Consider the following 17,713-nt stretch of genomic DNA (forward strand, 5'->3'; position numbering starts at 1 on the left):
TCCCCCCGGCTGCATTCCGGCGCGGGAGATGTCATAAATCACCGGTCCCGAGGACGTGTCGGGTCCAAGAAGAAGTTGCGCTGAACGCTCCATTTTTTCTTTTCGAGTTCAACGAGGGCGTCAGTTTTGTCGTTTCCACCCCTGTCATCGGCGGTTCCTGTCGAAGCGCTCATTGGCTGGATGTTGCTGCTTACTTTCAAGCACATCATCGCCGATTTCGTGCTGCAGACCGCCTGGATGGCGCATGGCAAAGACCAGAAGCATGGCTGGGCCTTGCCGCTTCTGGTGCATTGCCTGATTCACCTTGCGGTTGCGCTGCCGCTGATCCTGATCGTTGCGCCGAAATTCTGGTTCGTGGCGTTGATCGATTTCGTCATCCACATCACGATTGATCGCGCCAAAGGGCTGGTCTCGGCCAACTTCGGCGTCAACCAGGAGCACCCCTGGTTCTGGACCCTGATCGGCGTCGACCAGGCGCTGCACCATCTCACCGGCTTCGGTCTCTCCATCTTCATGGCTGCGAACTAGGCCCAGACCTCAGCCTGAGGGCGACCGCCAAGAACGGGAGTCGCGAAGCAAGGCCCCACGGGCAGCGCCACCCCCGTATTCAACCCGGGTAGGGGACCGTTCTGATTCGCGGCATAAAGCAAGGACACCGGGTGACTACCGCCCAGGGTGGTTAACCTTTCATTAGAGAATTACGCGGCATCTTCCCGACACGAGGGAGAACTGCAATGTTTTCAAGCCGCGACGCTTATGAAAGCGATTTCTGCCCGGTTCGCGACGAGCTCCTTGGCGAGATGTACCGCGCCAGCGAGGGTGGCCTGCCGAGGCTGGTTGAGAGTGTTTCCCCTGACGCGCGCGCCAGGTTGGCGCTGTTCTGCTATCGCCGCAGCCATCTTCATTCGCTGGCGGTCGCGATCGCAGGCAGCTGCAGCGAGCGCGACCTGATCGAGAACGGCGGCCGTGTCGGCTCGACGCTCTACGCGCTGTCGCGCGAAGGCTCGGCCAAATCGTCCCCGTCCCTGTCGGGGGGCCGCAAGCCGATCACGCTGTCGACCAAGCCGCTTTCGGTGCTCGCGCCGCTCGAGGACGAGATCGACGACGAGATCAGCGAAGCGGTTCCGGCCTAAGCGGCTTCTTGTTGGCGCATGATCTTGGCGGAAAACCGCTGCACACTTTTCCGGATCATGCGCTAGCGATCGCAGGCAGGCCGAACTTTCGCCGCGCCATCGCGCATTCGGCGTCGCCCGGCATGCAGGTGCGGCACACCTCCGGCCGCACCGCATAGACGCCGCACGCGGTCGCCTTGCCGATTTCTCCCTGCAACGCCGAACAACGATCGCCCTCGCAACGCATGCCGGATTGGCGCTCGTTGACGAGTGCGTCGGGGATCAGCGCCAGTTCCTCGTCGCTCTCGATCGAGAAGCGCGGCCAGTTCTGCGAGTAACCGCAGCAGGCGCCACAGCTCTGGCAAAGGTCCGAGAGATCGATCTCTTCCATCGTCGTCATGTATCTTTCGGCGGGCCCCAGACCAGGCTCTGCCGCCATTTCGCGCGCAGCACGTCGCGCCGCTCCGGATATCTTTCGTCGAGATAGGTGGCGTCCACGACGCGATCGGTGCGGAAGCTGCGGAAGTCGCTGCGCAGTTCGCACCAGGCCGCGAGCAGGCGCACCGCTTCCAGGTAGCCGACCGAGATCGGCCAGATCATGCGCTCGCTGGGGCGGCCTTGCTCGTCGCGATAGCGCAGCATGATCTTCTTGCCTTCGTGGATCTGGGTGCGCGTGCGCGCCATGTCCAGCCGGTCCGGCTCCCTGTTCCAGCTCGGCCGCGCGCGGCTGGCCGGCTCCAGCACGAAGGGGCGCAGCCGCTCAGGCACCGTGTCGGCGATCTTGGCCATCAAATCTTCGGCCGCGCGCGCCAGCGTGGAATCGGCATGACCGGCGACCCATTGCGCGCCCAGCACCGCCGCTTCGATTTCGTCGGGTGTCAGCATCAAGGGCGGCAGATCGAAACCCTTCTCGAGAATGTAGCCCATGCCGGCCTCGCCGCGGATCGGCACGCGCTGGCCAATCAGCGTTGCGATGTCGCGATAGATCGTGCGTTTCGACGTCTCGAGCTCGGCCGCAATCGCGTCCGCTGTCAGCGGCTTACGGGTGCGCCTCAGCACCTGGATGATCTGAAACAGCCGGTCGGCGCGTCTCATGACAATTCTCTCGTCGTGGGCAGATCAGAAAACGGCGCGTGGCTGCTGACAGGATGTTGGCAGCAGGGGAGTTCTATACCGGGACAACACATCGACTGAAGAGGATTTGTCCATGATCATTCCAACCCATTTCGGTCCGGCCGGTCCGTTGTGGCGGACCCGGGCCCCGTTGCATGTCTCGCTGTCTGCCTGGGCCTTCAGCCGCCTCACGTTTTTCGATCTCACGGTCGCCGATCTCCGCATCGCGCTTGCGGCCATGCTGACACGCTCGCTGATCCAGGCTGCGGACGCGGTGGTCCGCCATGTCATGGGCCGCGCCTGGCGGGGGGCCCGTTTCGCAGAAGATATCACGGCTGCTGCCACCATGGTGGCAGCAGCCCGCCACTAGGTTCCATCAACTCTTTCGGTAGGTTCAGGAGAGCTCCCATGATTACGCTTTACGGCTTTGGTACCGGCTTTGGCCTGCCGGAAATCAGCCCCTTCGTCACCAAGACAGAAGTGCAGCTCAAGATGGCGGGACTGCCTTACAGGAAGGAGCGCGCGATGCCGCCGGCGTCGCCGAAAGGGCAGTTGCCGTTCATCGACGATGGCGGCGAGGCAGTGGCCGATTCCACCTTCATCCGCGCCCATATCGAGCGCCGCTACGGCTTCGATTTCGACGCCGGTCTCTCCTTGCAGGAGCGCGCGCAAGCCTGGGCGTTCGAGCGCATGATCGAGCACCATGTCTACTGGGCGCTGGTCGGCGCGCGCTGGGTCGATGCCGCCAATTTCGCCAAGGGGCCGGCGCATTTCTTCGACGGCGCACCCGAGCACAACCGCGAGAAGCTACGGGAGGACGCGCAGTTCCGCGTCGCCGAGAACTACCTGCTCTCCGGTCTCGGCCGCCATGGGCCCGACGACGATGTCGATCTCGCCGTCCGCTCGCTGTTCGCGCTCTCGGTGCAGCTCGGTGACAAATCCTATCTGATGGGCAACAGGCCCAGCGGTGTCGATGCCACCGCCTTCGGCGCGCTCGCCGGAATTCTCACGCCGTTCTTCGATTCCCGCCTGCGGGAGCGCGCGGAAGGGTTTCCGAACCTTACCGCCTATGTCGACCGGATGATGGATAACTATTATCCGGAGTTCGCCTGGACGCCGCTGCGGCAGGCGGCCTGACCCGCGCTCGGGAAGCGCGAAAGAAAAAGAGCCGGCCCGATGGGCCGGCTCCGGTCGTTTCAGAGAGTGCCGCCCTCTTACTTCGCGAGCGTGTATTTGCCGTCCTTGACCGTGAGCAGGATGCGTGAGCGGTCGTCGAGGCCGTAACGATCCTTTTCGGTGAAGTTGTAGACGCCCTGGCTCGCCGCGATGTCCCTTTCGGTCAGCCAGGCTTGGCGGATGGCCTCGCGGAATTCGGGCGTACCGGGCTTGGCCGTCTTCAATGCGGTCGGGATCACGCGCTTCAACACCTCGAAGGCGTCGTAGGAATGGCCCGCGAACTGGCTGCGGCTGTTCGGGCCGTATTTGCCTTCATAGGCGGCATTGAGCGCCAGGCCCGGCTTCTTGGTGAGCGCGCTGTCGGGCTGGTCTTCCGGGTCCATCACCGGGCCGGACGCCATGAGCACGCCTTCGGCGGCTTTGCCGGCGATGCGGATGAAGTCCATGCTGGCCGCGCCGTGGGTCTGGTAGATCAGGCCCTGATAGCCACGCTCGCGCAACTCGGTCTGCGGCAACGCAGCCGCGGTACCGGAGGCGCCGATCAGGATTGCGTCGGGATTGGCTGCAACGAGCTTCAGGACCTGCCCGGTGACAGACGTATCCGGCCGCGCGAAGCGTTCCTCGTCGACCATGGTCATGCCCATCGGCACGCCCTGGGCCTTGAAGTCGTTGAACCAGAGGTCGCCGTAGGAGTCGGAATAGCCGATATAGCCGACCGTCTTCACGTTGTGAGCCTTCATGTGCTCATAAAGCACCTTGCCCATGATCGGAATCGGCTGCGGCATCGACACCGACCACTTGGCGCGCTCGGGCGTGATCGGGAACGGCGCGAGACCGAAATGCGGAATGCCGGCTTCGTTCGCCACGTTGGAGACTGCGATCGAGGGCGGCGTCGTCGACGAGCCCATGATGATGTCGGCCTTGGATTCCGTGACGAAGCGGCGCGCGTTGGTGGTCGCCGTGGTCGGGTCGCCGCCATCGTCGAGCACGATCACCTTCAGCGGCACGCCGCCGATTTCCTTCGGCACGAATTCCAGCGCGTTGCGCTCGGGAATGCCGAGGGCGGCGGCTGGACCCGTGGTGGTCACGCTGATGCCGATGGTGATTTCGTTGGTCTGGGCCAGCGCGGGCAGGGCCGGTAGCGCCAGCGTAGCCGCCGCGATTGCGGCGGTCAGGTAAAAGCGTTTCATCTATTCCTCCCTTGACGTTATTCTTTGAAAGCAGAAATCGGGGATGAATTCAGCCCCGTCTTTTGGTGATGCGGCGATTTAGCTCCAGACTCTAACTCCCGGCGAACTTCGCTACCATTTCCGGCGGAAACGGTGCCGATTTCAGCTTGTCGGGGTTAACGGGATCGCGTCCGACCAGGACGCGGGTCTCAAAACCTTCGATCGCGAGCGCCTCGCCCTTGTAGACGTTGTGCTTCACCTCGAAGCTCGAGCGCTTGATGCTTTCGATCTTCGTCTCGATGGTGATCCAGTCACCGTAGGTCGAGGGGATGTAGAACTTGGACCGCGTGTCGACCATGGGGATGCCCACCAGGCCGTATTTGCGGACCAAGTCCTGCTTGGAGAAACCGGCGACCTCGAACAGGGTCGACGTCGAATCGTCGAACATCGCGAAATAACGCGGATAGTAGACGATGTTGGCGGGGTCGCAGTCGCCCCACTGGATCTGGACGTCGCGCCGGTTCACGAACATGCGTTGCGGGCCTTACTACTTGGGCGCCATGCGCAGCGAGCCGTCGAGGCGCACCACTTCGCCGTTGAGGTAGGAGTTCTCGACCATGTGCAGCGCAAGGGCGGCGAATTCGTCGGCGTTGCCGAGCCGGCGCGGGAACGGGATCGCGGCGGCAAGCGAATCCTGGGCTTCCTGCGGCAGGTTGGCGAGCAGCGGCGTGAGGAAGAGGCCGGGCGCGATGGTCAGCACGCGGACACCGAACTGTGCGAGCTCGCGCGCGATCGGCAGCGTCATGCCGACGATGCCGCCCTTCGAGGCCGAATAGGCCGACTGGCCGATCTGGCCGTCATAGGCGGCAACGGAGGCGGTGTTGATGATGACGCCGCGCTCGCCGCTGGCCTGCGGCTCGAGCTTGGACATTTCGGTCGCGGCAAGGCGCAGCATGTTGAAGGTGCCGATCAAATTGACCTTGATCACCTTGTCGAAATCGGCGAGCGCCATCGGACCGTCGCGGCCGACCACGCGCTTTGCCACGCCGATGCCGGCGCAATTGACCAGCACGCGGGCCGGGCCGTGAGCCTTGGTCGCCTGCGCGATCGCAGCTTCCGCCGAGGCGGCATCGGAGACGTCGCAGGTCACGGCGACGCCCTTGATCTCGGCCGCCACGGTTTCCGCAAGCTTGGCATTGAGATCGCAGACCGCGACTTTTGCGCCCTGCGCCGCCAGCTTTCGCGCGGTCGCCGCACCAAGCCCCGATGCGCCGCCGGTGACGATGGCTGCCTGATCCTTCAACAACATGGCGTTCTCCTTCGATGAATTCTTAGCCGACCGATATCACACGGTCGGATGGATTGGCAGCATAGAGCTCCTCGATCAGCGCACCGCGATGCTCGAGCACCGCGCGCTGGTTGATCGAGCCCTTGTCGGTGACCTCGCCCTTGTCGATCGAGAGCGGCGTGTCCATCAGGATCGCGCGTGTGACCCGGGTCGAGGAGCCGGTGGCCGAAGCGAGGAAGTGTGTCAGGCGCTCGCGAAAGGCCTCCTGAACCAGGCGGTCGCGCGCGGTGACGGTGAGGTCGTCGGCGGGCAGCGTTGGGTTGATCAGCCGGCAGCCGTCGAGATCGAGGACGACAAGCGCGGAGACTTCGTCGCGATTGATGCCGGCGATGACGACGTCGCGCACCAGCGGCGCGCAGGCCGCCGTGAGGCGCGCGCGCAGCGGGCCGACGCTGACCCAGGTGCCGCTCGCGAGCTTGAAATCCTCACTGACGCGGCCGTCGAAATCGAAGCCGGCATTGAGATCATCGGGATCGGCGGGCTTGAGCGCATCGCCCATCTTGTAGAAGCCCTCCTCGTCGAAGGACTTCGCGCTGATGTCGGGCTGGCGCCAGTAGCCGGGCATCACGTTCGGCCCCTTGGCCCGGACCTCCATCTTGCCGTTGTTCGGCACCAGCTTGGCATCATTGCCGGACACCGGCAGGCCAACATGGCCGGAGCGGCTGGTGCGCGGATTGACCGACATGAAGAACGGCGCGGTCTCGGTCGCGCCCAAGCCGGTCAGCATTGGCACGCGATAGCCTTTTTCCTTCACCGCGAGTTCGTCGAGACTGTTCCAGACGAAGGGCGACAGAGCCGCCCCGGAGAAGAACATCGCGTGCAGCCGGTCAAAAAACTTTGCGCGCAAGCCCTGGTCGTCGCGCAAATAGGGCAGCAGCGACTCGTACCCCTTGGGCACGTTGAAATACACCGTCGGCGAAATCTCCTGGAGATTGCGAACGGTCTCCTCGATGCCGCCGGGCACCGGCTTGCCGGCATCGAGATACATCGAGCCGCCATTGTAGAGCGTCAGCCCGATATTGTGATTGCCGCCAAAGGTGTGGTTCCACGGTAGCCAGTCGATGATGACGGGCGGCTCGTCCTTGAGAAAGGCGAGCGTCTCGCGCAGCATGACCTGGTTGGCACAGATCATGCGCTGGGTGTTGATGACGGCCTTGGGATTGCCGGTCGAGCCCGACGTCAGCAGGAATTTCGCGATCGTGTCGGGGCCGATCTTGCCGTGCACCGCGTCGAGGTCGCTGCGAACGGGCGTTGCCATGAGGTCGGCGAGCAGGGTGACGTCGCGGCCCGGGACATGGCCATAGGACGCGGCGATCTCGGTGCCCAGCGAAACATTGGCGACGAGCGCGTCGGCGAACTTGTCGGCGTCCTCGGCGAAAACGAGGCCCGGCGTCAGCAGCTTCATCAGATAGGACAGCTTGCCGTAATCCTTCGACACCAGGGAATAGGCCGGCGACACCGGGCAGAACGGAACGCCGGCATAATAGGCGCCGAATGCAAGCAACGCGTGGTCGATCGAATTGCCGGAGAGAATGACGACCGGCCGCTCCGCCGACAGGCCGCGCTGGATCAGGCCCGAGGCGATATGCTGGCTCGCCGTGAGCAGCTCCGCATAGGTGATCTTGCGCCAGCCGCGGCCGCCTTCGCGCTCCGCCATGAAGACGCGGTCCGGCGTCGTCGTCGCCCAGTGATGCAGGCGATCGGTGATGCGAACGGGATAGTCGCCGAGCGGCTGCTTCGGCCGCAGATAGATCGTGCCATCGGCGCGACGCTCGATGTCGACGACGGGATCGCCGAACGAGATCGGTCGCAGCGGAGAATTGCTCACGCCGCGCTCTGTGCTGGAAGAGGACGGCTGTGCGCTCATGATTTCGGCTTCACCTTGGCGGTCTTGTGCTCGAGAAATTCGCGAATCCTGCGCTTGGCTTCCTTGTCACTCTGCGCGACCGTCGCCATCAGCGATTCCATCAGTAGGCCGGTCTGCGGATTGGCTTCCGCGATCATCGGCAGGGCCTGGAGCACGGCAAAATTCGTCAGCGGCGCGTTGGAGGCGATCTTGGTTGCAAGCTCCAGCGCCTTGGGAAGCCCGTTGCCGGCCTCCGTGACGTATTGCGCAAAGCCGTAAGAAGCGCCCTCGGTCGCGCTGTAGACGCGGCCCGTCAGCATCATGTCCATCATGCGCGCGACGCCGATCAGTCGCGGCAGCCGCACAGAGCCGCCGCCGCCGACGAAGATGCCCCGCTGCCCTTCCGGCAGCGCGAAGTAAGTCGAGGGTTCGGCGACGCGGATATGTGCGGCACAGGCAAGCTCCAGCCCGCCGCCAATGACGGCGCCCTTCAGCGCGGCGATGACGGGGACGCGGCTATACTGGATGCGATCGAACACCCGGTGCCACATCTGCGAATGCAAGAGGCCGCCGGTAGCGTCGTGGTCCTGGAGCTCGGAAAGGTCGAGACCGCTGGAGAAATGGTCGCCGATGCCGTGGATGACGACCGCGCCGATATCCTCGGGCAGGGATGCAAAGCGCTCGCCGATTTCCAGGATGATGCCGTCGTTGAGCGCATTGCGCTTGGCCGGCCGGTTCAGCCCTACGGTCAGAACCCGGTCCACCCTCTCGATCTGAAGCAGCCCGGAGGCGCCCGCGTCAGCGGTCTCGGCGTTTCCCTGTGTCATTTGCGTCCTTATCAGAATAGTTATGTTGTATAACGAATTTGGCGGGAGTCAATATGGGGCGGTGAATTGTGGCGAATGCCGCCCCGCATACTATGCCGTCCCGGCGAAGGCCGGGACCCATAAGCACAGGGAGGAATTTGGCGAAGATTCGTCGTTCGGTACTCCGACCGCCGGCAACCGGTAGATCCCGCGGTGGATCCCGGCCTTCGCCGGGACGACGGCTAGCCTTCGTGCCAGCTCCAAACCGCTAAAGCCGGCCCTCACACCACCTGGTGCACGTCGATCACCACGCGATCCGCATGCCGCGCGGCTGAGCCGATAAAGATGTGCTCCATCAGCCAGCGATACTTCTCGTGCCCGGTTTCGAACTTCGGGACGGTGCGGAAATAGATCAGCTTTGGATCGACCGGTTCGCCGCGCTTGAGCTTTTGCAACAGCTCGACCGGGCCGAAGCGCATGCCCTTGTTCTCGACATAGACCACGGCGCCATCGTCGGTCTCGAAGGCGTATTTGGCCTCGAGGTCGATCAGCTCGTTGGGACGGATGGTCTGGAAATCGGCGCCGAACGGCAGCACTTTGCCGGTGATCGCGCCCTGCACCTCGCCGCCGATAATCGGGATGATGCGACGGACGCCGATGCCTGTCTCGCCGGCCGTGATGACGTCGCCGATGCGGGCAGTGATGGTGAAGACGTATTTCGTCTCGAGCGTCGGTGTCGTCATCACTTCTCCCTCAATGCGCCATCATCCGCGTCGGCAGCCAGGTCGCCAACAGCGGGAAGGCGATCAGGATTACCAGCCGCACGAGATCGGTCGCTACGAACGGGATCACGCCCTTGAAGATCGTGGAGAATGACACGTCCTTCACCACGCTCTTGATGACAAAGACGTTCATGCCGACCGGCGGATGGATCAGGCCGAGCTCGACGGTCATTACGATGATGACGCCGAACCAGATCGGGTCGAAGCCGAGATGCGTGATGACGGGGAAGATGATCGGCACGGTCAGGATGATCATCGCCATGGCGTCCATCAGGCAGCCGAGCACGAGATACATCACCATGATCAGCGCCAGCACGCCGTAGGGGCCGAGGCCGAGGCCGGTCAGGAATTCCGTCACTTTTTGCGGCGTCTGCGTCACCGTCAGGAAATAGCCGAAGATCAACGCACCGATCAGCACGGTGAACACGGCGGCCGCGGTGCGTGTCGCCTGCAGCAGCGAGGCCAACACCTTCTCACGGTCGAGTCGTCCCGTGACGATGCCGATGATGAAGGCGCCGGCGGCGCCGACGCCGCCGGCCTCCGTCGGCGTGAAGCGCGGCAGGAAAGGCAGGCCGTAGAGGCCGCCGATCACGAACACGAACAGCAGCACCGGTGCCCAGATGTCCTTCAGGCCGGCGAAGCGCTCGCGCCACGGCAGCACCTTGCCCTTGGGCAGGAAGTCAGGGCGGAAATAGCCGATCAGGAAGATCGTGATCATGTACATGGTCATCGCCAGCAGGCCCGGAATGATGCCGGCGATGAAGAGTTTTCCGATGTCCTGCTCGGTGATGATGCCGTAGACCGCGAGCACGGTGGAAGGTGGCAGCATCGCGCCGAGCGTGCCGCCGGCCGCGATCACGCCGGTGGCAAAGGATTGCGGATAGCCGAAGCGGCGCATCTCGGGATAGGCGACGGCGGAGAAGGTGGCGGCGGTCGCGACCGACGAGCCGCAGATCGCGGCAAAGCCGCCGCAAGCACCGACGGTGGCGATGCCGAGCCCGCCCCGCAGATGTCCGACAAAGCCGTTGGCGGCGCGAAACAGCTCGCGACTCATGCCGGAATTGCTGACGAAGGAGCCCATCAGCAGGAACATCGGGATGACGCCGAACGTGTAGTCGGTGACCGTGCGCATCGAGGTCTGGCCAACGAGCTTCAGCGCGGGCGTCGCGCCGACCAGATAGGAGAAGCCGGAGACGCCGACGAGACCCATGGCCATGCCGACGGGCACGCGCAGCAGCATCAGCGCGAACAGGGAAACGAAGCCGATAACGGCGACGGCATCGGTGCTCATGATTATTCCGTCGCCTTCAGCTTGGGGTCGTGCATGTCTTCGGGGTGGAAGATGAGCCGGTAAGTGCGGATCGCGATCAGCAGCACGGCCGAGACGTCGCCGATCCAGGCGATGGCGAAGAAAGGCCAGGTCGGCATGTGCATGTCGAAGGTCTGGACGTTGTCGTTGTAGGTGCCGCGCACCTTGTCGAACAGCGTCCAGGTCTGCACCGTGACGACGAACAGCAGCACCAAGGTCGCGAACACGTCGATCCAGCGCTGGTAGCGCGGCCCGACATTGCCCCAGACCAGGTCGACCGTAATGTGGGTGCCGCGATAGGAGGTCGCCGCAATGCCCCAGAAAATGAGGATGCCGAGCAGCATGCGGCCGATGTCGAAACTGTCGGGGATCGAATAGTTCAGCGTGTTGCGCAACAGCACCGACAGGAAGATGTCGAGCGCGACGATGCCGACAAAGCCGGCCGCGATCCATTCGATCGTATCGATGACGCGATCCATCCAGGAGCGCTTCATGGGTTGGTGATCCCTTCGCGTGATGTCATTTTTGATCCGGGTCTCGCCGCGACGTTCGCCTCTCCCCGCGTGCGGGGAGCGGCCGACGCGCTTGGCAGCGCCCTTGCGTGCCAGAGCGCGGTGGGTGAGGGGGACTCTCCGCGGGCCCATCTGCCAGCTTCTGTGCCGAAGCAGCCCCTCACCCCGACCCTCTCCCCGTAAGAACCGGGCGAGGGAGAAGCGGAGCTCGCCGCGACGGCATCGCCTACTCCGCCAGCGCGTTGTACTTCTTCAGCGAGGCCTTGAGCTCCGCCAAGGCTGCGTCAGGATCGGCACCGGCCTTCTTGGCGCCGTCACTCCAGGTCTTGACCAGCGGTTCGGCTGCCTTCTTCCAGGCCGTCGTCTGGTCTGCCGTCAATTTGTAGACCTCGTGACCTTCTTCCGCCTTTACCTTGTCGATGCCGGCATCCTCGAACTTGCCCCAGTGCTCGCCGACCACGCCCGCCATTTCGGTCGTGCAGTTCTTGTCGATCGCGGCCTTCTGCTTGTCGGACATGGAATTGTACTTGTCCTTGTTCATCACGAACACGAACGTCGTGGTGTAGAGCGGGGCCTCCATGTGGAACTTCGTGACCTTGTCGATGCCGAACAGCACCAGGGAGCCCCAGGGGAAGGTGACACCGCCGGCGACGCCGCGCTCGATGATGTCGCGCACTTCAGGTGCGGAGGACTGCACATTGGTGCCGCCGAGCGCGGTGACGAAATTCGCCATGGTGGCGTGAGCGGGGCGGATCTTCATGCCCTTCACGTCCTCCGGCATCACGATCTTCTTCGTGCGGGAGTGGAAGGAGGAGGGCGAGTGGACGAAGGCGAGGCAGTATTTGACGTCCTTCATCTCCTTCTCGGCATATTTGCGGTACCAGGCGTCCAGCCCCATCGATCCGCCCTTGGCGTCCGAGATCAGGAACGGCAATTCGCCGGCGCCGATAATCGGGAAGCGGCCGGGCTGATAGCCTGGGTTGACGTAGGTGACGTCGGCGATGCCATCACGCGCCATGTCGTAGTGATCGAAGGCCTTGCCGAGCTGCTGGGCTGGGAACACCTTGCCCTTGATGGTGCCGCCGGAATCCTTCTCCACCGCGGCTGCCCAATCCTCCAGCGACTTTTGCAGCGGATGCGAAGCCGGCACCCAATGCGAGATCTTCAAGTCGAAGGTCTTGTCCTGCGCGAACGCAGGCGTCACGCTCGCTGCCAGCAGCAAAGCCAGACATGCTTTCCTCATCACGTGTCTCTCCCTCTTTGTGACGGCGGGCTTCGATGGCCCGGTCTCATTAGTTAACATGTTATATAATTGGCTGGCGCGTTCAAGCCGGAACTGCCGCGGCGTGCCGCCGCGTCATCTATGTCAGCCATGTTGCATGGATTTGTCGCGATGCCGCGACGAGCGCTCCCCTTTTGCCCAACCGTTATATGTTATAATTATCGCGCGTGGACGACCGCGACAAGCGCGCCGCGACGAAAGCCTACAGGATCGGGAGGAGCAAGTATTGCGGACAAAAGTCGCAATCATCGGGGCCGGGCCGGCAGGATTGTTGCTTGGGCAACTTCTGAACCAATACGGCATCGACAATTTCATTCTGGAACGGCAGAGCCCGGATTACGTGCTCGGCCGAATCCGCGCCGGCCTGCTGGAAGAGGGAACGGTCGGGTTGCTTGATCAGATCGGCGCCAGTACGCGGGCGCATGCCGAAGGCCTGGTTCATGAAGGCATCGAGCTCGCCTTCGCCGGCCATCGTCATCGCATCGACATGAAGGCCGCGACCGGCAAGACGGTCATGATCTACGGCCAGACCGAGGTCACGCTGGATCTGATGAATGCCCGCAAGGCCGCCGGCCTCACCACGGTCTACGAGGCCAAGGACGTGCAGCCGCATGATTTCGATGGCAGTCACCCCCGCGTAACGTTCATCAAGGATGGCGTCACCCACACCCTCGATTGTGACTTCATCGCCGGCTGCGACGGCTTTCACGGCGTCAGCCGCGCCAGCGTGCCGGCCTCGGCAATCGAGGAGTTCGAGCGGGTCTATCCGTTCGGCTGGCTCGGCATCCTCTCCGAGACGCCGCCGGTCAGCCACGAGCTGATCTATTCCAACCACGCCCGCGGCTTTGCGCTCTGCACCATGCGCTCGATGAAACGCAGCCGGCATTACGTGCAGTGCTCGCTCGACGACCATGTCGATCAATGGCCGGATGACCGCTTCTGGGACGAGTTGAAGCGCCGGCTCGACCAGGAGGCCGCCGACAGCCTGATCACGGGCCCCTCGATCGAGAAGAGCATCGCGCCCTTGCGCAGCTTCGTCGCCGAGCCGATGCGCTTCGGCAAGTTGTTCCTGTGCGGCGACGCCGCCCACATCGTGCCGCCGACCGGCGCCAAGGGACTGAACCTCGCTGCCAGCGATGCGCATTATCTGTCTAGCGCGCTCCGCGAGTTCTACGACGAGAAATCGAGCGCCGGCATCGACGCCTATTCCGCGACGGCGCTGGCGCGGGTCTGGAAGGCGGTGCGCTTCTCCTGGTGGATGACCTCGATGCTGCACAAGTTCCCCGACACCGGCAGCATCGGCGCGCGCATCCAGCTCGCCGAGCTCGATTACGTCACGCAGTCGCAGGCCGCGATGACGTCGCTGTCGGAGAATTATGTGGGCTTGCCGTTCTGACACTCGCCGTCATGCCCGGCGAAGGCCGGGGCATCCAGTGCGCCGCGGCCTCTCGATTGCAGCCGCGCCGCCTTTGGAATATTGGATCACCCGCTTTCGCGGGTGATGACAGTGGCGGGGATGGCACGGCGCGTTTCAAACACCCGCGCAAATCCCGTTTAAAACTTTGTAATTGATGCGCCCGTCACGTCCATCGCGTTCAATGCTGGCAATCAGCAGCACACGAGACGCACATGACCTCCACCGACATTCCCGACGGCTTTGAGCCCCTGTCCCGCAAGAGCCCGCTCACCGAGCCCTGGGAGCCGCTCTACGCGAAGAAGACCGACAAGGCCATCATCATTGGCCTCCGGCTGGCACGGCCGCACACCAACGGCCGTGGCTTGATCCATGGCGGCCTGATCGCCGCGCTCGCCGACAATGCCATGGGCTATAGCTGCGCGCAGGTGACGAACTGGACCACTTCCTTCGTGACGGTATCACTGTCGATCGATTTCGTCGGCTCGGCCGAGATTGGCCAGTGGTGTTCGATCGAGAGCGACGTGATCAAGACCGGCAAGACGATCTGCTTCGCGCAGTGCCTGATCAAGGCCGACGGCGCCGTGATCGCGCGGGCCAGCGGCACGTTCCGGGTGGTGCCCAAGAAAGGTTGAGCCTACCCAAACCGCCACTCCGCCGTCTCCACCACGAGATCGATGAAGGCGCGCACCTTGGCCGAGAGCAGGCGCGAGGTCGGATAGACGATGTGGATCGGCAGCGCCGGCTGCTCGTATTTCGCCAACACGATTTTCAGCCGCCCGCGCTTCAGGCCCTCGGCGGCCTGATAGGCCAGCACCCGCGTCACGCCGCCGCCGGCCTCGGCAAATTGCAGCGCTGCGTCGGCGCTGTTGCTGGTGAAGCGCGGGCTCGGCGTCACCTCGATGTCGCGGCCGTCCTGCACGAAATGCCAGTTCGAGGTGGGACCGAACTGGATGGTCTGGTGCTCGACCAGCGCCTCCGGCGTCTTCGGCTCGCCATGGCGCTTCAGATAGCCCGGCGTCGCCACCACGATCCGCCGCATCTCGCCGACCTGGCGCGCCACCAGCGAGGAATCGGCGAGATGGCCGATCCGCACCGCCGCGTCGACGGCATCCTCCACGAGATTGACGAGGTTGTCCGACAGCCTGAGCTCGCAGGCGACCTCGGGATAGCGCTTGAGATAATCGGTCATGACCGGGCCGAGATGCAGCCGGCCGAAGCCGACCGGGGCCGACACCACCAGCCGCCCGCTCGGCCGGTTGCGCTCCTCCCGCGCCGAGCCGTCGGCTTCCTCGACATCGGCAAGAATCCGCCGTGCGCGTTCCAGATAGCGCGTGCCGACGTCGGTCAGCCTGACCTGCCGGGTGGTCCGCTGCAGCAACCGCGCGCCGAGATGCTCTTCGAGCGCCGCGATCATCCGCGTCACCGCCGATGGCGACAGCCGCAGCTTTCGCGCCGCCGGCGCAAAGCCGCGCAGGTCAGCGACGGTGACGAAGACATGCATGGCTTCAAGGCGGTCCATGGGTATTATTGCATATATTGCAACGATTAAGTGTCAAGCGGGCCGATTGTTTTGATCGCCGGAAGGTCCATTTTGAGCCCTGAAAGACGCAGCAATGTGCTGGAATTCTCAGGAGATGTTCCGATGACTGCCGTACACACCTATGCCAGCGATATTGCCTTCTCGCCGGCGGTGAAATCGATCCAGACCCGAAAGGGATCGCGCGAGGGCTATGCCCATGCCGAGCAGCGGGGATGGCGCACCGAGGTCGACGAGAACCTCGCGGCGTTCCTGGCCGATGCCAACAGCTTCTACTTTGCGACCGCCTCGGCCGACGGCCAGCCCTACATCCAGCACCGCGGCGGCCCGAAGGGGTTCTTGAAGGTGCTGGACAAGCAGACGCTGGCCTTCACCGACTATTCCGGCAACCGGCAATTCATCACCCAGGGAAATCTGTCCGAGAACCCCAAGGCCTACATCTTCGTCATGGACTACGCCCACCGCCGCCGCGTGAAGATCTGGGGCGAGGCGCGCGTGGTCGAGGACGACGAGGCGCTGACGATGGCCCTGATGCCGAAGGGCTACCGCGCCCGGCCGGAGCAGGTGGTTCTGTTCAAGATCGCGGCGTGGGACACCAACTGCCCGCAGCACATTCCGCAGAAGTTTGACGCCCCGGATGTTGCGGCGGCGCTGGCGGCCAGAGACCAGCGGATTGCGGAGCTCGAGGCAGAGGTTGCCGTGTTGAAGGGACGGGCGACGGCAGTGGAGGGCTAATCGTCCACGTCGTCTTGTGTCCGGCCGAACAGATGGACGATGCCCGGCGTCGCGATCGTCACGAACACGAAACGCGAGAGATGGTGGGCGCCGACGAAGATCGGATCGATGTGCAGCGTGAGCGCCAGCGCCAGCATCGCGTCCATCGCGCCGGGCGCGAAAGCAACGACGACGTCGGAGAACTTCACCTGGGTCGTAACGGCGACGATGCCGACGAAGATGGCGGAGACGGCGATGGCCACGGCAAACGATCCCAGCGCCGCGTTGATGTGGCCGGCCAGCGTTTTGATTCGCATCCGGGCAAAGCGGCTGCCGATCAGCGCGCCGATGCCGACCAGCGATACGCCGCGCACCCAGTTCGGCAGGCCGCCGTCGACCCAGCCCGCGCCGTGCAGCACGCTGGAGGCGATCATCGCGCCGAACATCCAGCTCGCCGGAAACCTGATCAGCCGGAGAACGAGCGACGCCGCCAGCGATGCGGCGACCAGTTCGAGGAGATCGAGCGGCGAGGCGATCGTCGTCGTCAGCGACGGCGCGACGGAGGGGGCGACGCCCGCGATCGCCAGCACCATGGGCAGCGCCGCGGTGAGGATGATGACGCGCATGGTCTGCACCACAGCGATGCCCGGCAGGTCGGCGCCGCGTTCAACCGCCAAGATCGTGATTTGCGATAATGCGCCGGGGCTGCCGGCGAGGAAGGCCGAGGTGCGATCCCAGCCATGGATGCGTTGGAGATAGTAGCTCGAGCCGAAGGTCGAGCAGAAGGTCGCGAGCGCCAATAGACCGATGGTCAGCGGATAGGCGCTGACCTGCTGGATCAGGTGTCGCGAAACGACGGAGCCGAGCGAAATGCCAAGCAGCACCAGCACGGTCTGGGTCAGCAGCGGCGGAACGGCGAGCTGGCGTCCGGCAATTGCGGCAAGCCCGACTGCAATCATCGATCCCGATATCAATCCGCCCGGAAGGCCCGCAACCAGGAACGCGAGGCCGCCAGCCGCGCCGATGACGAGCGTCTCCGCGGTGCTCAAAACCTTGGCACGGCTCGGCAATTCGAACGGGAAGGAGGCGGTGATTTGCTTCACGCCACCTTATCGCAAATCGGCGAGAGGCGCACAATTGCAGGCTCGTCATGCCGCAATGCGTGCGCCTCTCGCCAACGGCGAGGGGAGGATAGTGACGGGCTTACTTCTTGTCGGCGGCAGGCGCAGCCGCAGTGCCGGCCTTGGCGCTCTTGATGCACTCGGAGCGGAATTTCTTGCGCTCCTTGCCGTGGAGGCCCTTGGCATCCGCCTGCTTGGAGCATTCGAGCGATTCGGCCGAGTGCTCCTTCGGCGCCTTCTTGTCGGTGGTCGTGGTGGCATCGGTCTTGGCAGCCGGTGCCGCGGTCTGTGCGAAGGCGGTGCCGGTGGCGAACAGGGAGGCAATGGCGACGACGGCGAGACGGGAAGCGAGGGTCATGGTGTTGGACTCTTCTTGCGAGAATTGCGAAGGGACGCGAACGTCGGCCCGCGTTGCTGAACGCGACATGAATAATCTGAACAGCGGGATCACTATATTTTGGCTGCGAAG

At 63.9% G+C, this 17,713-nt stretch carries 21 protein-coding genes; 7 read left to right on the plus strand and 14 right to left on the minus strand.

All coding sequences use genetic code 11. The features are described from left to right. Positions 1-180: 180 nt before the first annotated feature. Positions 181-528, plus strand: coding sequence for a DUF3307 domain-containing protein (locus JQ587_RS17655; RefSeq protein ID WP_177248139.1), 348 nt, complete (start codon positions 181-183; stop codon positions 526-528). 206 nt (positions 529-734) lie between these two features. Beyond that, positions 735-1,133, plus strand: a complete 399-nt coding sequence (locus JQ587_RS17660; protein WP_212297369.1) for a hypothetical protein — start codon at positions 735-737, stop codon at positions 1,131-1,133. A gap of 55 nt (positions 1,134-1,188) precedes the next feature. Here JQ587_RS17660 and JQ587_RS17665 read toward each other — a convergent pair whose 3' ends face one another. Beyond that, positions 1,189-1,503, minus strand: a complete 315-nt coding sequence (locus JQ587_RS17665; RefSeq protein WP_212426184.1) for a YkgJ family cysteine cluster protein — start codon at positions 1,501-1,503, stop codon at positions 1,189-1,191. A gap of 5 nt (positions 1,504-1,508) precedes the next feature. Continuing rightward, the gene (locus tag JQ587_RS17670) at positions 1,509-2,207 is read right to left on the minus strand and encodes a helix-turn-helix transcriptional regulator (RefSeq protein WP_025575324.1); all 699 of its coding nucleotides are present in this window, start codon (positions 2,205-2,207) and stop codon (positions 1,509-1,511) included. 112 nt (positions 2,208-2,319) lie between these two features. Here JQ587_RS17670 and JQ587_RS17675 point away from each other — a divergent pair, with 112 nt between their 5' ends. Next, positions 2,320-2,595, plus strand: coding sequence for a hypothetical protein (locus JQ587_RS17675; protein WP_212297368.1), 276 nt, complete (start codon positions 2,320-2,322; stop codon positions 2,593-2,595). A 38-nt stretch (positions 2,596-2,633) separates the two neighbouring features. After that, entirely contained in the window at positions 2,634-3,362 is a 729-nt protein-coding gene (locus tag JQ587_RS17680; protein WP_212426095.1) for a glutathione S-transferase family protein, read from the plus strand. A gap of 77 nt (positions 3,363-3,439) precedes the next feature. Here JQ587_RS17680 and JQ587_RS17685 read toward each other — a convergent pair whose 3' ends face one another. From JQ587_RS17685 to JQ587_RS17725, 9 genes are all read right to left on the minus strand, one after another. Next, the gene (locus JQ587_RS17685; protein WP_212297366.1) at positions 3,440-4,591 is read right to left on the minus strand and encodes an ABC transporter substrate-binding protein; all 1,152 of its coding nucleotides are present in this window, start codon (positions 4,589-4,591) and stop codon (positions 3,440-3,442) included. A gap of 91 nt (positions 4,592-4,682) precedes the next feature. Beyond that, on the minus strand, positions 4,683-5,102 hold the full coding sequence (locus JQ587_RS17690) for an acyl-CoA thioesterase (protein WP_212297365.1): 420 nt from the start codon (positions 5,100-5,102) through the stop codon (positions 4,683-4,685). Between the two features lie 15 nt (positions 5,103-5,117). Beyond that, on the minus strand, positions 5,118-5,879 hold the full coding sequence (locus JQ587_RS17695; RefSeq protein WP_212426096.1) for an SDR family NAD(P)-dependent oxidoreductase: 762 nt from the start codon (positions 5,877-5,879) through the stop codon (positions 5,118-5,120). 22 nt (positions 5,880-5,901) lie between these two features. Beyond that, a complete protein-coding gene (locus tag JQ587_RS17700; RefSeq protein ID WP_212426097.1) occupies positions 5,902-7,785 on the minus strand; it encodes a feruloyl-CoA synthase in 1,884 nt (627 codons plus the stop codon). Further along, positions 7,782-8,591 carry a crotonase/enoyl-CoA hydratase family protein gene (locus JQ587_RS17705; RefSeq protein ID WP_212297362.1) on the minus strand — a complete coding sequence of 270 codons (810 nt, stop codon included), beginning with the start codon at positions 8,589-8,591 and terminating at the stop codon, positions 7,782-7,784. Before JQ587_RS17705 ends, JQ587_RS17700 begins: the two co-directional genes overlap by 4 nt. 260 nt (positions 8,592-8,851) lie before the next feature. Next, positions 8,852-9,313: a DUF3237 domain-containing protein gene (locus JQ587_RS17710; protein ID WP_212426098.1), complete on the minus strand. Its 462-nt coding sequence runs from the start codon at positions 9,311-9,313 to the stop codon at positions 8,852-8,854. Positions 9,314-9,323: 10 nt separating this feature from the next. After that, positions 9,324-10,643 carry a TRAP transporter large permease gene (locus tag JQ587_RS17715; RefSeq protein WP_212426099.1) on the minus strand — a complete coding sequence of 440 codons (1,320 nt, stop codon included), beginning with the start codon at positions 10,641-10,643 and terminating at the stop codon, positions 9,324-9,326. A gap of 2 nt (positions 10,644-10,645) precedes the next feature. Continuing rightward, positions 10,646-11,155 (minus strand): TRAP transporter small permease, encoded by a 510-nt coding sequence (locus tag JQ587_RS17720; protein ID WP_074116636.1) that lies wholly within the window; start codon positions 11,153-11,155, stop codon positions 10,646-10,648. Between the two features lie 244 nt (positions 11,156-11,399). After that, positions 11,400-12,416, minus strand: a complete 1,017-nt coding sequence (locus tag JQ587_RS17725) for a TRAP transporter substrate-binding protein (RefSeq protein ID WP_212426100.1) — start codon at positions 12,414-12,416, stop codon at positions 11,400-11,402. Between the two features lie 265 nt (positions 12,417-12,681). Here JQ587_RS17725 and pobA point away from each other — a divergent pair, with 265 nt between their 5' ends. Together pobA and JQ587_RS17735 are read left to right on the plus strand one after the other, a co-directional pair. Then, positions 12,682-13,851, plus strand: a complete 1,170-nt coding sequence (gene pobA / locus JQ587_RS17730; protein ID WP_212426101.1) for a 4-hydroxybenzoate 3-monooxygenase — start codon at positions 12,682-12,684, stop codon at positions 13,849-13,851. Positions 13,852-14,084: 233 nt separating this feature from the next. Then, positions 14,085-14,504: a PaaI family thioesterase gene (locus JQ587_RS17735; RefSeq protein WP_212426102.1), complete on the plus strand. Its 420-nt coding sequence runs from the start codon at positions 14,085-14,087 to the stop codon at positions 14,502-14,504. A gap of 2 nt (positions 14,505-14,506) precedes the next feature. Here JQ587_RS17735 and JQ587_RS17740 read toward each other — a convergent pair whose 3' ends face one another. Beyond that, a complete protein-coding gene (locus tag JQ587_RS17740; protein ID WP_212426103.1) occupies positions 14,507-15,391 on the minus strand; it encodes a LysR family transcriptional regulator in 885 nt (294 codons plus the stop codon). A 123-nt stretch (positions 15,392-15,514) separates the two neighbouring features. On the opposite strand from JQ587_RS17740, the gene JQ587_RS17745 reads away from it, so the two are divergent. Next, positions 15,515-16,144 carry a pyridoxamine 5'-phosphate oxidase family protein gene (locus JQ587_RS17745; RefSeq protein WP_212426104.1) on the plus strand — a complete coding sequence of 210 codons (630 nt, stop codon included), beginning with the start codon at positions 15,515-15,517 and terminating at the stop codon, positions 16,142-16,144. Here the strand turns inward: JQ587_RS17745 and JQ587_RS17750 are convergent. Continuing rightward, positions 16,141-17,226, minus strand: coding sequence for an AbrB family transcriptional regulator (locus JQ587_RS17750; protein WP_212297354.1), 1,086 nt, complete (start codon positions 17,224-17,226; stop codon positions 16,141-16,143). The genes JQ587_RS17745 and JQ587_RS17750 overlap by 4 nt on opposite strands. A gap of 100 nt (positions 17,227-17,326) precedes the next feature. After that, the gene (locus JQ587_RS17755) at positions 17,327-17,602 is read right to left on the minus strand and encodes a PsiF family protein (protein ID WP_212426105.1); all 276 of its coding nucleotides are present in this window, start codon (positions 17,600-17,602) and stop codon (positions 17,327-17,329) included. Positions 17,603-17,713: the final 111 nt, after the last annotated feature.

Origin of the sequence: Bradyrhizobium manausense (assembly GCF_018130615.1) — a bacterium.
GTDB lineage: Bacteria > Pseudomonadota > Alphaproteobacteria > Rhizobiales > Xanthobacteraceae > Bradyrhizobium > Bradyrhizobium manausense_A.

Coding starts and splice junctions, on each gene's coding strand:
- JQ587_RS17715 (WP_212426099.1), bottom strand. CDS start 10,643: ATGAGCACCGATGCCGTCGCCGTTATCGGCTTCGTTTCCCTGTTCGCG.
- JQ587_RS17670 (WP_025575324.1), bottom strand. CDS start 2,207: ATGAGACGCGCCGACCGGCTGTTTCAGATCATCCAGGTGCTGAGGCGC.
- JQ587_RS17755 (WP_212426105.1), bottom strand. CDS start 17,602: ATGACCCTCGCTTCCCGTCTCGCCGTCGTCGCCATTGCCTCCCTGTTC.
- JQ587_RS17735 (WP_212426102.1), top strand. CDS start 14,085: ATGACCTCCACCGACATTCCCGACGGCTTTGAGCCCCTGTCCCGCAAG.
- JQ587_RS17660 (WP_212297369.1), top strand. CDS start 735: ATGTTTTCAAGCCGCGACGCTTATGAAAGCGATTTCTGCCCGGTTCGC.
- JQ587_RS17745 (WP_212426104.1), top strand. CDS start 15,515: ATGACTGCCGTACACACCTATGCCAGCGATATTGCCTTCTCGCCGGCG.
- JQ587_RS17695 (WP_212426096.1), bottom strand. CDS start 5,879: ATGTTGTTGAAGGATCAGGCAGCCATCGTCACCGGCGGCGCATCGGGG.
- JQ587_RS17725 (WP_212426100.1), bottom strand. CDS start 12,416: ATGAGGAAAGCATGTCTGGCTTTGCTGCTGGCAGCGAGCGTGACGCCT.
- JQ587_RS17705 (WP_212297362.1), bottom strand. CDS start 8,591: ATGACACAGGGAAACGCCGAGACCGCTGACGCGGGCGCCTCCGGGCTG.
- JQ587_RS17690 (WP_212297365.1), bottom strand. CDS start 5,102: ATGTTCGTGAACCGGCGCGACGTCCAGATCCAGTGGGGCGACTGCGAC.
- JQ587_RS17700 (WP_212426097.1), bottom strand. CDS start 7,785: ATGAGCGCACAGCCGTCCTCTTCCAGCACAGAGCGCGGCGTGAGCAAT.
- JQ587_RS17740 (WP_212426103.1), bottom strand. CDS start 15,391: ATGGACCGCCTTGAAGCCATGCATGTCTTCGTCACCGTCGCTGACCTG.
- JQ587_RS17655 (WP_177248139.1), top strand. CDS start 181: ATGTTGCTGCTTACTTTCAAGCACATCATCGCCGATTTCGTGCTGCAG.
- JQ587_RS17665 (WP_212426184.1), bottom strand. CDS start 1,503: ATGGAAGAGATCGATCTCTCGGACCTTTGCCAGAGCTGTGGCGCCTGC.
- JQ587_RS17720 (WP_074116636.1), bottom strand. CDS start 11,155: ATGAAGCGCTCCTGGATGGATCGCGTCATCGATACGATCGAATGGATC.
- JQ587_RS17675 (WP_212297368.1), top strand. CDS start 2,320: ATGATCATTCCAACCCATTTCGGTCCGGCCGGTCCGTTGTGGCGGACC.
- JQ587_RS17710 (WP_212426098.1), bottom strand. CDS start 9,313: ATGACGACACCGACGCTCGAGACGAAATACGTCTTCACCATCACTGCC.
- JQ587_RS17680 (WP_212426095.1), top strand. CDS start 2,634: ATGATTACGCTTTACGGCTTTGGTACCGGCTTTGGCCTGCCGGAAATC.
- JQ587_RS17685 (WP_212297366.1), bottom strand. CDS start 4,591: ATGAAACGCTTTTACCTGACCGCCGCAATCGCGGCGGCTACGCTGGCG.